This window comes from Actinomadura logoneensis (assembly GCF_003428695.1).
Taxonomy (GTDB): Bacteria; Actinomycetota; Actinomycetes; order Streptosporangiales; family Streptosporangiaceae; genus Spirillospora; species Spirillospora logoneensis.
Genome location: NZ_QURH01000097.1, coordinates 18,265 through 31,390, shown reverse-complemented (window position 1 = coordinate 31,390; position 13,126 = coordinate 18,265). Strand labels below are relative to the sequence as shown.

The following is a 13,126-nucleotide window of genomic DNA, read 5'->3' as shown; positions in this document are numbered from 1 at the left end:
CGGCGACCGCGGGCCGCCCGCCGCGCCGGTCCGTCCGGCCTCGGCCCGCGCCGGTCCGCACCGGCCCGCCGACGGTGTTCGTGCAGGCAGGGGGCCGGTTGACCGGGCGGTCACGCCAGCGCCGCGCGCGTCTGACCTTGGGGGTTTCCGGGGGAGGGGTCCCTCACTCCTCCGGCATGTCACAAACAGTGATCAATTAACTACTCTGAGTGCCCAACCGGTGTGGTCCTCCGAGATCGACCGGTTTGGGAGACCCATCGACCACGGAGGGAGGTGCTCGGGATGGGTGCCGTGAGGCGATTCCTCACCGACCGGCGGGCGGCGCGCATGGGCGCGTACCTGGTCTACCCCTGGTAGGGGCGCCGGAGTTCCCGCCGCGCGGCGGGATCTCCGGCCGCGCGGCGGTGGGAGGTCCGCCCTGACCGGGTGCCCGCGGCAGCCGCCGGTGCTCCGTCCGGCCGCCGGCGGCGGGCTCCGTCCGGCGTCCGGCCCGGGCGCCGTCCGGGCGCCATCCGGTCCCCGGTCCGGTCTCCGGTCCGGGCACGACGACACGCAGGAGGGTGCGAATGAAACGGCCGCCGGTCCCGCGCGACGGGGTGATCCCCGGGGTGGGCGCGTACGAGACGGACCGACCCGGGTTCCTGATGGCGGGCACCGCCCGGTTCGGGGACGTCTGGCAGGTCGCGCCCCACGTCCACATGGTCGCCGGGCTCGACGGCACCCGGCAGGTGCTGCGCCGGACCGGGCAGGAGTTCGGCGCGCCGCGCGGGACGTTCACGCTGCCCCGGCGGGCCCGCCGGGAGGACGAGGCCGTCGAGGCGATGCGCATCCGGACGCTGCGGCACGGCCGGGTCGGCCGCAACGCGGGCGTGCTGGCCGTCGGGGCCGCCGAGCTGGCCGACTCCTGGCCCGTGGGCGGCGAGACCGAGGCGCTGCCCCGGCTCGCCGACGCGGTCGCCGAGATGGCCGCCCGCTACCACTTCGGGCCCGACGCCGACGAGCTGCTGCACGCCGAGCGGGAGCTGGTGCGGCTGCGCGGCACGATCGGCCCCCGGTACGTGCACCTGCCCGGATGGGTCCCGGCCCCGGCCCGGCTGCGGGTCCGGCACTGCCAGCAGCGGATGGCCGCGCGGATCGCGCGGGTGGTCGACCGGCGGGTCGAGGTCGCCGCGTTCGGGACGGGCGGCGACGTGCTCGGCGAGCTGATGCGCGCCTGCGCCCGCAGCGGCGTGAACCCGGCGGTCTACCTGCCGTTCCGGCTGGTCACGGCGATGGTCGCGGCGCGGGAGATGGTCGGCCCCGCGGCCGGGTGGGTGGTGGCGGCGCTCGCCGAGCACCCCCGGTGGGCCGAGCGGATCGCCGTCGAGGCCGCGCCGGTCCTCGCCCGACCGGACGCCGTGGACGGCGCGGCGCTGTCCCGGCTGATGCTGACCGACGCGTTCGTCCGCGAGACGCTGCGGCTGTACCCGCCGAACTGGCTGCTGCCCCGGACGGTCGTCGCGCCCGTCCAGGTCGGCGGCTACGAGCTGCACCCCGGCGAGCGCGTGATGGTCTCGCCGTACCTGCTGCACCGCGACCCGCGCTACTTCCCCGAGGCCGCGGTGTTCGACCCGGACCGCTGGCTCGATCCCGCCGCCGGGCCGGAGAAGGGCGCCTACCTGCCGTACGGGGCGGGGCCGCGCACGTGTCCCGGGGCGTCGCTGGCCACGACCGAGCTGGTGCTGGTCGCCGCGTGCATGGCCCACCGGTACGTGATCCGGCGGCATCCGCTCACGCCGACGACGTGGGGCACGTTCCGTCCGACCGGGCTGCGGGTGCAGTGCCGTCCGCGCGACATGGGGGTGGGCGCCGGATGCTGAGGCTGCCGATCGTCACCGAGCGGCTCGTCCTGCGCGCCCCGCGGGACGACGACCTGGACCCGTTGCGCGAGTTCTACGAGGACCCGGTGGCCGTCCGGCACGTGGGCGCGGCCGTGGCCTGGACGGACGAGGGCATCCGCGCCTGGCACCGGCGGGTCGTCGCCGCCCTGGGCGACCACGGGTACACCGCGTACACCGTGGAGACCGGGGCGGACGGCGCGGTCGTCGGCTTCTGCGGGCTGATGCCGAACGCGGCCGGGGTGCCCGAGCTGTGCTCGGGGTTCGTCCGGCGCTGCTGGCGGGAGCGCTACCTCCGGGAGGCGTTCGAGGCGGTCGTCGCGCACGCCCAGCGCGATCCGGACCTCATGGCCATCGAGGCGTGCTGGGCGGTCGACGACCCGGCCCGGCACTACTTCGAGAGCTTCCTGGTGGCGCGCGGGTTCACGTTCGTGAGGTCCGCGCCGTTCCGTCCCGGGGGGCCGCCGATGCGCCACTACGCCTGGAGGGCGCCCGCGCCCTGGCCCGGGGGAATCCTGTAGTACAGGTTCTACGTCGATGAGCAGCAAACCGCGCACCTCAAGCCAAAGTCGATAACTAGAACCCGTTGCAGTTTCGTCCCGTCGGGGTTATGTTCGACGCGTGCGGACACGAGTCACCGAGCTCTTCGGCATCGAGTACCCGATCTTCGCGTTCAGCCACTGCCGCGACGTGGTCGCGGCGGTCAGCCGCGCCGGCGGCATGGGCGTCCTCGGCGCCCTGTACTTCACCCCCGAGGAGCTCGAGGTCGAGCTGAAATGGATCGACGAGCACACCGGCGGCAGGCCGTACGGCGTGGACGTCGTGATGCCCGCCCGGTACGAGGGCGCGGACGCGGGCGACGCCGAGGAGCTCCTCGGCCGGCTCCAGGCGATGATCCCGCAGGGGCACCGCGACTTCCTGGAGGGGCTGCTCGCCGAGCACGGCGTCGAGCCGCCGTCCGAGCGGGCCGACCGCGCGCTGCTCGGCTGGACGGACCAGACCGCCCGCCCGCAGGTCGAGGTCGCGCTCCGGCACGACATCGCGCTGCTCGCCAGCGCCCTCGGCCCGCCCCCGGCGGACGTGGTCGAGCTCGCCCACGAGCATGGCGTGAAGGTCGCGGGGCTCGCGTCCACCGCCCGGCACGCCCGCAAGCAGGTCGCCGCCGGGGTGGACATCATCGTCGCGCAGGGCACCGAGGCGGGCGGCCACACCGGCGAGGTGTCCACGATGGTGCTGATCCCCGAGGTCGTGGACGCGGTCGGGGACGACACGATCGTCCTCGCCGCGGGCGGCATCGGCCGGGGCCGCCAGGTCGCCGCCGGGCTCGCGCTCGGCGCGGAGGGCGTCTGGACCGGGTCCATCTGGCTGACCGTGGACGAGGCCGACACCCCCGAGCGCGCCCTGCCCAAGCTGCTGGACGCGACGTCCCGGGACACCGTCCGGTCGCGGGCCTGGACGGGCAAGCCCGCCCGGTTCCTCAGGACCGCGTGGACGGACGCCTGGGAGGGGTCGTCGTCCCCCGGGACGCTGCCGATGCCGATGCAGTTCATGCTGGTCGCGGACGCCCTGCCGCGGATCGCGCGGTCCGGCGACGGCGAGCTGGTCACCTTCCCGGTCGGGCAGATCGTCGGCAGCATGAACCAGGTCAGACCCGCCGCGCAGGTGGTCTACGACCTCATCGAGGAGTACGTGGAGGCCGTCGAGCGCCTGACCGCGCTCACCGAGGCCGAATAGCGGAACGGCGCGTCCCCGGAGCCCATCCGGGGGCGCGCCGTTCGCGTCGTGGTTCGTGCCCCTTACTGCTCCGACTCTCCCGCGAGCTGGACGCCCGCGCGCGAGAACGCGAGCAGGCCCAGTTCGGTGTTGGGGGAGAAGGGCCGCTTCGGGTCGGACAGCAGGACGCTGGTGACGAGCGTCCGTCCGCCGGCCGTCCGCACCATGTAGTTGGACGTGAGGACGCCCGGCTCGCCGCCGCCCTTGTACCAGACCGTCGGGTACTTCTTCGGGTCGAGCTGGATGCCGCCGTCGGCGATGCTCAGCGCGTGCCCGACGTTCGACTGCCCGGGCTTGGCCGCGCGGTCAGCGAGTCCCTTGAACGCGGCGCAGACGTCCATCGGCGAGGCGAACCAGCCGATGCGGTCGACGTCGCGGGGCTGCTCCCACGGCTTCACGGCCGACAGCTTCACGGCGTCCAGCCCGGTCAGCGCCTCGGCCCGCTTGCCCGCCGGAAGGGCGAGGTAGCGCCGCGCGCTCGCCGGGTAGTCCGCCGCGCCCTTGAGGGCGAGCTCCTGCCGCGCGCTCAGGAACGGCCGGTCGGCCTGGGCGTGCCGGTTGCCGAGGGCGGTCAGCTCGTTCTCGACGGCCTCGCGCCCGAGCCGGTGCAGCAGGTGGTCGGAGGCCGTGCCGTCGCCCGCCGACATCATGGCGTCCGCGTACTGCGCGAGCGTCATCATCGACCCCGCGCGCTTGCTCTGGAGCGTCCCCGAGCCGGGCAGGCTCCGCCACGCGTCGTTGACGGCCAGCGGGGTCTCCCACGAGAGCTCGTCGCGGGCGACCGCGTCGGACAGCGCGCCGAGGATGTACAGGCGCGACGCCGACGCGATCGGGCGCGGCGTGTCGGCGTGCACCCCGTGCACGACCCGGCAGCGGCCCTTGCGGTCGATCTCGGCGGTGACGAACGAGACGTCCGGCGCGATCTTGCGGAGCCCCGCGTCCAGCTCGCCCCACGAGGCGGGCTGCCGGGTGAAGTAGAGCCCCGAGATCATCCCGGACCCGTCGATCGCGCTGCCGCCGAACACCGAGACCCCGTGCGCGCCGTTGAACCAGCCGGCCGCGCCGCGCAGCGCGGACTTGGCCGGGAGCTGGGGGGTGAGCGGCGCGATCCGCGCCAGCGACTTCGACAGCCCGGCGGCCCCGCCGAAGGAGGACAGCGCGGCCGAGCTGATGTGCGCCTTGGCGTCGGCCTCGCTGATCGGCAGGTGCCGCGACGCGGCGGCGAGCCATTCGAGCTGCCTGCCCGCCGCCTGGGCGTCCCCGGTGCTCTCGGGGGCCTTCACGTTCCCGCCCGCGCAGGCGGTGGCCCCGCACAGCACGGCCGCGAGGACCGCGCCCGTCCGCACGCCCCTCATCGCCGCACCGCCGTCGCGGAACCGGACGGGCGGGTGGACGGGCGGGTGGACGGGCGCGTGGACGGGTCGGCGCCCGGGTGGTGCGGGAGGCGCCCGGCCCTCGCGGGCGGGCGTGTGGCGGGGTCGGCCGCCTGGGGCAGCGCGTTGGTCGACATCGGAGTCCCCGTTCTCGGATCAGTCAGGACGCCCGAACCGCTGGAACGCCGCCTGCCGGGTGATGCCGAGGACGTCGCCGATCTCCTGCCAGGTGGTGCCGGAGGAGCGGGCCGTCTCGACCGCTGCGCGCAGGTGGTCGTCCGCCCGGCGGACGGCCTCGGCGGCGGCGGCCACGGCGGACAGCGCGCCGCCCGGCGCTTCCGGCCGGTCGGGCACCTGGCCCAAGCTTCCACCGCCGGGAATCGATGTCAAGCGTTCGTTTACGTCCCGTACCTGCGTCGCCACCTCCTCGCGTCCCGCGCTCCGCGCCCGCCGCGCGGCACTCCGGCACGTCGCGCCACAGAACCGGCGCTTACGTCCACGTCCGGCGTTCGGTGTGAGCGGCCGTCCACAGAACTCGCAGCCACCGGTCATGACATCCCCCGCTTTTTCGTGCCGACGAACAGCACGAAAATAATACGAATCAGGGCGATGCGGGGCGGTAGGCGCGCAGGAAGGCGCGGACTCCCTCCCGCAGGATCGCGTCGGTCTCCCCGGCGGGGATCGGCACCGCGCCGTAGAACGTCCGCCGGAGCACGGCCGAGACGGTGAGCTGGTCGAAGTGGAGGGCCGCCGTCTCCGGATCGTCCAGGACGAGGAGCCCGCGTTCGGCGATCCTCGCCAGATAGGGGGCGAGCCGCTGGTGCGCGGTCTGCGGGCCGGCCGCGATCCACCGGTCGAGCACCGGCCGCGGAATCCGCGTGACCTCGGCCTCCAGAGCCCGGACCAGCGCGAAGTGGTCGGGGAACTCGCCGATGGCCGCCGCGCGGTCGCGGCTGAAGGCGAGCAGGTCCTCCTCCAGGTCGAGGATCTTCAGGAGGTGGACGTCCATCAGCCGCCGGATCGCGTCGGTGACCTGCTGACCGCCCTCGAGCGCCACGGCCTGGAAGAGCTGCTCCTTGTCGGCGAAGTGGTTGTAGATCGTGCGCTTGGAGACCTTGGCCTCCGCGGCGATCGCGTCCATCCCGGCCCGCGTGTAGCCGTCGCGCCCGAACACCCGGCGCGCCCCGTCCAGGATCGCGCGCCGCTTCTCGGGTCGTCCGGTGGACGTCACGCCGGCCTCCTCCGCCTGACTGCACTGGCCGGTGCAGTGTACGGCGGTGGCGGCCGGCGCCCGGGACCGTCAGCGGCCGACCTTCGGCCCGTCCCCGAGGTCGATGAAGTAGCTGTCGTGCGCCCGGAAGAAGTCCTCGCGCTCCGCCCGCGACAGCGCGGCGAGGTGCCCGACCCCTTCAAAGTACTCCTCGCGCGGCGCGCCGGGTGTGAACAGCATCAGGAACGACGCCGGGTCGTCCGACCGGTTGGTGAACGAGTGCAGCCCGCCGGCCGGGACGTACAGGAAGTCCCCCTTGGACGCCTCGCGCCACCGCACGCCGTCGAACACGCCGAGCGTGCCGTCCGTGACGAAGAACGACTCGGACATCGTCCGGTGGAAGTGCGTCCCCGTGCCGCCGCCGGGTGGCAGGTTCCGCACGTGGTAGAGGCCGAACTCCCCGTTGGTGGCGATGTCGTTCTCGCGCCCGGTGGGCTTCCCGGTCGCGAGGTAGTAGGTCTCCATCCCGGACGGCGAGGCCAGCTCGGGCTTCTCCGTGGCCGCCCGGAAAGAGGCGCTGACCTCGCCGTTCTCGCCGTGGTACCGGTCCTGTGGATAGGACATCGCAAAACCTCCTGGAAGCGCGTGGCTCGAAAGTACACTGACAAGTGTAATTACTCAACCATTCGGTGTACTTTCGAGCCGCGTGGAGGCCGTCAGAGGCGGGACGGCCGGATCCGTGCCGCGGCCTCGCGGACGGCTTCGGCGAGGAGGTCCGGCGCGGTCACGTTGGCGACGTGGCCCTGCCCCGCGAGGGTGGCCACGCGCGCGTCCGGGAGGACGGCCGCGAGGTCGGCCAGGCGTTCGCGGAGAAGGGAGGGGCTCTCATCACCCTGGATCAGGGTCGTCGGCTGGTCGAGCACCGCGTACCGCTCGACGCCGACGCCGAGCGCGTCGATCGCCTCGGTGTCGGCGCTCGACGCCGCCGCCCGCGCCGCGAACATGTCCCGCACCCGCGAGGTGGCGAACATGGCGTCCACCTCGGGTCCCGGCATCTGGACGATGTCGCGCAGGTGCAGCCGCATGGCCTCGACCGGCTCACCCGCGTCGAGCAGCGCCCGCGCCCGCACCAGCGCCGAGCCTCCGACCGGCCGTTTCGCCGCCACGGGCGGCTCGTACAGGGCCAGTCCGGCGAACGCCGAGGGGTCGAGCAGCGCGGCCTCCAGCGACGCGACGGCCCCGGAGGAGTGGCCCACGAGAAGGACCGGCGCGTCCAGCAGCCGCGCGACGGCGACGATGTCGGCGGCCTCCACGTCCATGGAGTGCGGCAGGACGATGTCGGCGTCCGGCTCGTAGATCCGCCGATGGATCCGGACGACCCGGAAGTCGTCGGTGAGCAGCCGGGCGACCCCGTCCCAGTCGGACGGTCTGCCGCCCCCACCATGCACGATCAGCAGATTCATCCCGCGCCCCTCATCGAGGGCGCGGACGAGATGGCCGTCAACAGACGAAGCGACAAGTTCGGTCATGCCCCCACTCTCCTCCCACCACCTGTCCAACCCCTGACACCGGCCTGATCCCGAGAACGCCGAATGCCGACCTCCCGAAGGCATCAACCGGGGAAGTCGGCAGTGGCGTTCCTGCCGCGGTGATCGGCGGCGCGGCTCGTTCCTACTCGGCTCGCAGTGCGGTGGCGGTCCGAGAGCGGGCCGCCCAGCCGGCCGGCAGCAGTGCTCCGAGCAGGGCGATCACGAGTCCGCCTGCCAGCAGCGGGACGACCAGTCCGGCGCTGTAGACGTGGGTCACGCTCGGCGGCAGGTGGCGGCCGATCGCGTCCGCCATCGGGGTCAGTGTCGCCTTCTCCACCGCGACCCCGATCGGGACGCCGACGAGCCCGGCGATCAGGCCGGTGAGCGTCACCGAGGTCAGGACCATGGCGACGGTCTGCCTGGGTGTCATCCCGAGGGCCTTGAAGATCCCCAGGTCATGGACCCGCTCCCGGGTCTCCTGCACCACGGTGTTCAGCACCCCGAGCGCGGCGACCGCGACCAGCATCAGCGTGAGCGCGGCCACCAGGGCGTCCATGGTGAGCACCACGATGTTGTTCCCGCCCGAGCTCGGCTGGACCGAGGCGTTCAGCGGGGCCAACGCGGCGGAGGCCGAGGTGGACCACTCCGATGCCTTGACGTCCGAGGCCAGCTCGACGTTGAACTGGTCGACGCGCGGCGTCAGACCGGCGACGCTGAAACTGGCCGCGTCCGTCATGACCGTGTAGTCGCCCAGATTGGTGTCGAACTCGATGCCGACGACCTTCAGCGACGTTCGCTTGTTCCGCTGCGTCACGGTGACGTCGTCGCCGACGTGGATCCCCGCCGTCGTGGCCAGCTTGTCGCCGACGACGGCCTCGCCGGGTGCCGAGTACCAGCGGCCCGACACCAGCTCCAGGTTCGTCCAGGAGAAGTCGCCGGTGACCGTGAACACCTTCGGCGTCTCGCCGCCGGTCGGCGCGCCGACCATGGTCGCGCCGCTGTCGCCCCAGCCGAACGCGGCCTTCGTGCCCGGCGTCCTGGCGAGCGCGGCGGCCACCTTGGGGGCGTCCAGGTACTGGTGGCGCGGGTCGTCGGGGCCGTACCGCCCCCAGGGCTTGCCGACGTCGGCCGTGGGGATCACGTACGCCGACGCGTGGTTGAAGCCCGAGGTGGTGGCTTGCAGGTACCTGCTGAACGCGGTCTCCAGCCCCACCGCGAAGGTGAGGCTCACCGCGCCGAGCAGCACCGCCGCACCGACCAGGACGGCCCGGCCCGGCTTGGCGAAGGGCTGTGCCAGTCCCAGCGACATGGCCCGGGGCAGCGGCAGCCGGGACGCCAGACGCTGCGCCGCCCGGCCGCGCCCGGACTTGGGGGTGCGGCCGGCCAGCAGGGCCTGGACCGCCGGCATGCGGCCGGCCCGCAGTGCCGGGATCGAAGCCGTGACGCCGACGACCAGCAGGGTTCCCAGCGCCACCACGGCGCTGACCCACATCGGAATCGTGGCACTGGCCTCGCCGAACTGCTGGGTGGCCCCGTCCAGGATCGGCACGGCCAGGAGGTTGCCGACGACCGTGCCGAGCACCACGCCGAGCGTCGCCGGGATCATGGCCTGCGCGGTGTAGGCGCGGGCCACCTGCGAGGGGGTGAAGCCCAACGACTTCAGGATCCCGATGCGCCGGACTCCCGCGGCGACGGCCCCGCTGACCACGATCGAGATGATCAGCACCGACAGCAGCAGCCCGAAGATCCCGAAGGCGACCAGGAACGGCACGTAGGCCTTGGCGTTGCCGGTCACCTGCCATTCCGCGGTCAGGTACGACTGTCCGGCCTCGACCGTGCCGGGTGGGACGGCGGCGGCCACGGCCCGCTTGCCGGCGGCGATGTCGGCGTCGGTCCCGGCCTTGGCGAACCGGTAGAGCATCTGCTTGTCGGACTGGGCCCCCGCGGCGGTGAGCCGCGCGAAGCCGTCCGCGGTGGCGAAGGCGGTCGCGGTGCTGGTCACCGAAGCGGCGAAGCCGACGACCTTGAACGACGGCCTGCCCGGCAGGGAGGAGAACACCACCGAACCGCCGAAGCAGTCGACGGCGTAGTGCTGCCACGGCAGGGCGATCTCACCCGGACCGGTCGGCCAGCGTCCCCGGGTCAGCGCCAACCGGTCCATCCCGGAGGTGCTCCCCAGGTCGGGCCGGGTGGTGACGGTGATCGGACCGTTGTCGTGACCGGCCCACGCCTTCTTGGCGCAGTCGGTTCCGATGGTCGTGTCCAGGGCGGCGGCGATCGGGTACGGCCCGGCCGCCTCGGTGACGCCCTCGGCGTGGGCGGTGGCGGCGGCCTGCGCGGCCGTGACCTTCGACCCGTTGAACTGGACGGCCAGGTGCGCCCCGTGCCGGGTTGTGAACGCGTGCTCGAACGGGGCCTGCACGACGGCCAGCAGGCCGAGGGAGAGTACTGAGGACGTCACCGCGGCGAACGTCGTCAGGGTCATGACGAGGGACTGGACCCGGCGTCGGCCCACGCCGGAACGTACGACCTTGCCCAAGGCGCTCACCGGTTCACCGCCGGCAGCAGGCGGGCCGTAACAGGGAGTCGGGCCTCGAAGGGGAGCGGGGGCATCGGCGGCTTGCGCGGTCTCATCCGGCCCCTCCCGCCGGACGGGTCAGCGGCGTGCGGGCGGCCAGGCCTGCGCCGTTGCCGTGGTTGACGACGTCCCGCTTGACCGCGCCGTCCATCAACTCGATCGTGCGGCTCGCGGTGCTCGCGGCCAGTTGCACGTCGTGGGTCACCAGCACGATGGTCCGACCCTCGCCGTTCAGGTCCAGCAGCAGCCGGCGCACGTCCTCGGCCGAGGACGAGTCCAGCGCGCCGGTGGGCTCGTCGGCCAGCAGCAGCGGCGGCTTGTTCATGAGGGCCCTGGCCACCGCCACCCGCTGCCGTTGCCCGCCGGACAGCCGCTGCGGGTAGGCGCCGGCGTGCCGGTCGAGGCCCACCGAGCCGAGCAGTTCGACGGCCCGCCGCTTCGCCTCGCCCTTGCCCATCCCGGCCAGCTGCGCCGGAACCATGACGTTGTCCAGCACGGTCAGGTCGTCGAGCAGATTGAAGAACTGGAAGATCATGCCGACCGAGGCCCGGCGGTACTTCGCCGAACCGGCCTCACCGAGCTGGTCGACGCGCGTGCCGTCGACGGTGACGGTGCCGCCGGACGGCCTGTCCAGGCCGGCGATCAGGTTCAGCAGCGTGGACTTCCCGCTGCCGGAGTGGCCGAGGATCGCCACGCACTCACCATGGGCCACGGACAAGGTCACACCGGCCAGCGCGGGTGGGCCGTCGTCGTATTTCTTCGTCGTATCGCGAAGGTCGATCACCGGTGCATTCGTCATGGCCACGAACCTAGGAACGGGACGCCGTCCGTCGCGTCGGCCGGTGGATGGCACTGTTCCGCAGGTCATCGGCCCGGCGGTGTACGGCGCGTACATCCCCGGGCCGACGCGCGGAACGATTCCCCTCAATACGATCTGCGTATGGAAGAGCTCCTCCAGCGACTCTCGACGTCGAAGCGCGTGACCTGGCTGATGTCGCAGGCCGCGGTGCTGGCCACCACCTGCTTCTACGCGCTGATGCTCGCCTGGACGATGCCGGCCTCCCGGACCGGGCTCTTCTTCGTGCTCGCCCTTCCGGTCCTGCTCGTGCGCCGCCTGCCGACGGTGGTCTTCGCCGCGGTCCTGGGCGAGGCGGTCGTCGGCGACATCCTCGGCGCGCGGCCTTCGATCGTGTTCGTCATCCTCGGCGGCCTGGGCGGGTACCTCGCCGTCCGGCGGCCGAAGACCGCCGCCGTCGGTTTCGTCGCGGCCGTCCCCGTCGCGTTCGTCAACGTCACCCACACCGCCGGGGAGACCGTCAGCGACGCGACCCAGTTCGCCGGGGGGCTCGCGTTGTGGTTCGCGCTCGCGTGGGTCTTCGGCGGGGTGTACCGCAAGCGCCGTGAATACCTCGAAGCCCTGGAGGAGCAGAGGGCGGCCCGCGCCGTCGTGACCGAGCGGTTGCGGATCGCCCGCGAACTGCACGACAGCGTCGCGCACAGCATCGGGATCATCACGGTGCTGTCGGGAGCGGCGGCGCGGGTCGTGGAGACCAAGCCCGACCAGGCGCGGCAGGCGCTGACCGGCATCGAGACCACCAGCCGGGAGACGCTGCTCGAGTTGCAGCGCATGCTCGGGGCGCTCCGCCGCGCCGAGCCGGACGACGCCATGCCGCAGACCGCTCCGCTGGCGCCGGCCGGTGGCCTGGCCGACGTCCCGCAGCTCGCCGAACGCACGGCCGACGCCGGAGTGCGGGTCCAGGTGACCTGGCGGGGCGAGCGGCGTCCGCTGCCGCCGGAGATCGAACAGTCGGCGTTCCGGATCATCCAGGAGTCGGTGACGAACGTGGTGCGGCATTCCGGGGCGCGGACGTGCCGGGTCGCGGTCGGCTACGAGCCGGAGGAGGTGACGATCGAGGTGGTGGACGACGGGGACGACGGGCCGGGCCGCCGGAGGCTCGCCGCGGCGGGCGGGAGCGGCTTCGGCCTGCTCGGCATGCGCGAGCGGGTGACGTTGCTGTCCGGGCAGTTCAGCGCGGGCCGTCGTCCGGAGGGCGGGTTCCGGGTGACGGCGAGGCTCCCGGCATGAGCGTGCGGGTGCTGCTGGTGGACGACCAGCCGCTGCTGCTGGTCGGGCTCGGGATCCTGATCGGCGACACCGACGACCTGGAGGTGGTCGGCGAGGCCCACGACGGCCGCGAGGCGGTGCGCCTGGTACGTGAGCTGCGTCCGGACGTCGTGGTGATGGACATCCGGATGCCGGGCATGGACGGGATCGAGGCGACCCGGCGGGCGACCGCCGAGCCGGACCCGCCCAAGGTGCTGGTACTGACGACCTTCGATGACGATGAGTACGTCTACGGCGCACTGCGCGCCGGGGCCAGCGGATTCCTGCTCAAGAGCATGGCCCTGGACGCGATCCTGGACGCGATCCGCGTGGTGGCGGCCGGCGACGCGCTGATCGCACCGAGCGTGACCCGGCGGCTGATCGCGGACTTCGCCGGAACGACCGCCCCCGCGGTGAGCCCGCCCCCCGAACCGGACGCCGAGCCCGCCGCGGACCCGAGTCTCCTCGCGGAGATCACCGACCGGGAGCGCGAGGTGCTGGCCCTCGTCGGCCAGGGACTGTCGAACGCCGAGATCGCCGAGCGGTTGGTGATCAGCATTGCGACGGCGAAGACCCATGTCGCGCGCCTGTTCGCCAAGCTGGAGGCCCGGGACCGCGTCCACCTGGCGATCATCGCCTTCGAGGCCGGCCTCGCCCCCCGCAGACGGTAGAGCAGCGCCAC

The 13,126-nt window shown here is 73.3% G+C and carries 12 protein-coding genes; 5 read left to right on the top strand and 7 right to left on the bottom strand.

Annotated features, from left to right (window positions below; translation table 11 throughout):
- The first annotated feature begins 566 nt into the window (after positions 1 to 566).
- The 3 genes from DZF91_RS04695 to DZF91_RS04685 all read left to right on the top strand — a co-directional run bounded on the left by DZF91_RS04695 (position 567) and on the right by DZF91_RS04685 (position 3,611).
- The gene (locus tag DZF91_RS04695) at positions 567 to 1,859 is read left to right on the top strand and encodes a cytochrome P450 (RefSeq protein WP_117356261.1); all 1,293 of its coding nucleotides are present in this window, start codon (positions 567 to 569) and stop codon (positions 1,857 to 1,859) included.
- A complete protein-coding gene (locus DZF91_RS04690; protein WP_117356260.1) occupies positions 1,853 to 2,398 on the top strand; it encodes a GNAT family N-acetyltransferase in 546 nt (181 codons plus the stop codon). The genes DZF91_RS04695 and DZF91_RS04690 overlap by 7 nt, the downstream gene beginning before the upstream one ends.
- Positions 2,399 to 2,498: 100 nt before the next feature.
- Positions 2,499 to 3,611 carry an NAD(P)H-dependent flavin oxidoreductase gene (locus tag DZF91_RS04685; RefSeq protein ID WP_117356259.1) on the top strand — a complete coding sequence of 371 codons (1,113 nt, stop codon included), beginning with the start codon at positions 2,499 to 2,501 and terminating at the stop codon, positions 3,609 to 3,611.
- Positions 3,612 to 3,673: 62 nt separating this feature from the next.
- On the opposite strand, the gene DZF91_RS04680 is transcribed toward DZF91_RS04685, so the two are convergent.
- From DZF91_RS04680 to DZF91_RS04650, 7 genes are all read right to left on the bottom strand, one after another.
- Positions 3,674 to 5,005 carry a serine hydrolase gene (locus DZF91_RS04680; RefSeq protein WP_117356258.1) on the bottom strand — a complete coding sequence of 444 codons (1,332 nt, stop codon included), beginning with the start codon at positions 5,003 to 5,005 and terminating at the stop codon, positions 3,674 to 3,676.
- A gap of 174 nt (positions 5,006 to 5,179) precedes the next feature.
- Complete coding sequence (locus tag DZF91_RS42885; RefSeq protein ID WP_117356257.1) at positions 5,180 to 5,377, bottom strand: hypothetical protein; 198 nt, start codon at positions 5,375 to 5,377, stop codon at positions 5,180 to 5,182.
- Between the two features lie 247 nt (positions 5,378 to 5,624).
- Positions 5,625 to 6,254 (bottom strand): TetR/AcrR family transcriptional regulator, encoded by a 630-nt coding sequence (locus DZF91_RS04670; protein WP_199486413.1) that lies wholly within the window; start codon positions 6,252 to 6,254, stop codon positions 5,625 to 5,627.
- A 69-nt stretch (positions 6,255 to 6,323) separates the two neighbouring features.
- Complete coding sequence (locus tag DZF91_RS04665; RefSeq protein WP_117356256.1) at positions 6,324 to 6,857, bottom strand: cupin domain-containing protein; 534 nt, start codon at positions 6,855 to 6,857, stop codon at positions 6,324 to 6,326.
- Positions 6,858 to 6,949: 92 nt separating this feature from the next.
- Positions 6,950 to 7,696 (bottom strand): alpha/beta fold hydrolase, encoded by a 747-nt coding sequence (locus DZF91_RS04660; protein ID WP_199486412.1) that lies wholly within the window; start codon positions 7,694 to 7,696, stop codon positions 6,950 to 6,952.
- A gap of 208 nt (positions 7,697 to 7,904) precedes the next feature.
- A complete protein-coding gene (locus tag DZF91_RS04655; protein ID WP_199486411.1) occupies positions 7,905 to 10,247 on the bottom strand; it encodes an ABC transporter permease in 2,343 nt (780 codons plus the stop codon).
- Between the two features lie 145 nt (positions 10,248 to 10,392).
- A complete protein-coding gene (locus tag DZF91_RS04650) occupies positions 10,393 to 11,139 on the bottom strand; it encodes an ABC transporter ATP-binding protein (protein ID WP_117356253.1) in 747 nt (248 codons plus the stop codon).
- A 141-nt stretch (positions 11,140 to 11,280) separates the two neighbouring features.
- On the opposite strand from DZF91_RS04650, the gene DZF91_RS04645 reads away from it, so the two are divergent.
- Together DZF91_RS04645 and DZF91_RS04640 are read left to right on the top strand one after the other, a co-directional pair.
- Positions 11,281 to 12,426 carry a sensor histidine kinase gene (locus DZF91_RS04645; protein WP_199486410.1) on the top strand — a complete coding sequence of 382 codons (1,146 nt, stop codon included), beginning with the start codon at positions 11,281 to 11,283 and terminating at the stop codon, positions 12,424 to 12,426.
- Complete coding sequence (locus tag DZF91_RS04640; protein WP_117356252.1) at positions 12,423 to 13,115, top strand: response regulator; 693 nt, start codon at positions 12,423 to 12,425, stop codon at positions 13,113 to 13,115. Before DZF91_RS04645 ends, DZF91_RS04640 begins: the two co-directional genes overlap by 4 nt.
- The last annotated feature ends 11 nt before the right edge of the window (positions 13,116 to 13,126 follow it).

What these genes read in the sequence shown, in the direction of transcription:
- DZF91_RS04655 (WP_199486411.1), bottom strand. Translation starts at nt 10,247, where the DNA reads ATGACCCTGACGACGTTCGCCGCGGTGACGTCCTCAGTACTCTCCCTC.
- DZF91_RS04645 (WP_199486410.1), top strand. Translation starts at nt 11,281, where the DNA reads ATGGAAGAGCTCCTCCAGCGACTCTCGACGTCGAAGCGCGTGACCTGG.
- DZF91_RS04680 (WP_117356258.1), bottom strand. Translation starts at nt 5,005, where the DNA reads ATGAGGGGCGTGCGGACGGGCGCGGTCCTCGCGGCCGTGCTGTGCGGG.
- DZF91_RS04665 (WP_117356256.1), bottom strand. Translation starts at nt 6,857, where the DNA reads ATGTCCTATCCACAGGACCGGTACCACGGCGAGAACGGCGAGGTCAGC.
- DZF91_RS04690 (WP_117356260.1), top strand. Translation starts at nt 1,853, where the DNA reads ATGCTGAGGCTGCCGATCGTCACCGAGCGGCTCGTCCTGCGCGCCCCG.
- DZF91_RS04695 (WP_117356261.1), top strand. Translation starts at nt 567, where the DNA reads ATGAAACGGCCGCCGGTCCCGCGCGACGGGGTGATCCCCGGGGTGGGC.
- DZF91_RS04660 (WP_199486412.1), bottom strand. Translation starts at nt 7,696, where the DNA reads ATGAATCTGCTGATCGTGCATGGTGGGGGCGGCAGACCGTCCGACTGG.
- DZF91_RS04640 (WP_117356252.1), top strand. Translation starts at nt 12,423, where the DNA reads ATGAGCGTGCGGGTGCTGCTGGTGGACGACCAGCCGCTGCTGCTGGTC.
- DZF91_RS04650 (WP_117356253.1), bottom strand. Translation starts at nt 11,139, where the DNA reads ATGACGAATGCACCGGTGATCGACCTTCGCGATACGACGAAGAAATAC.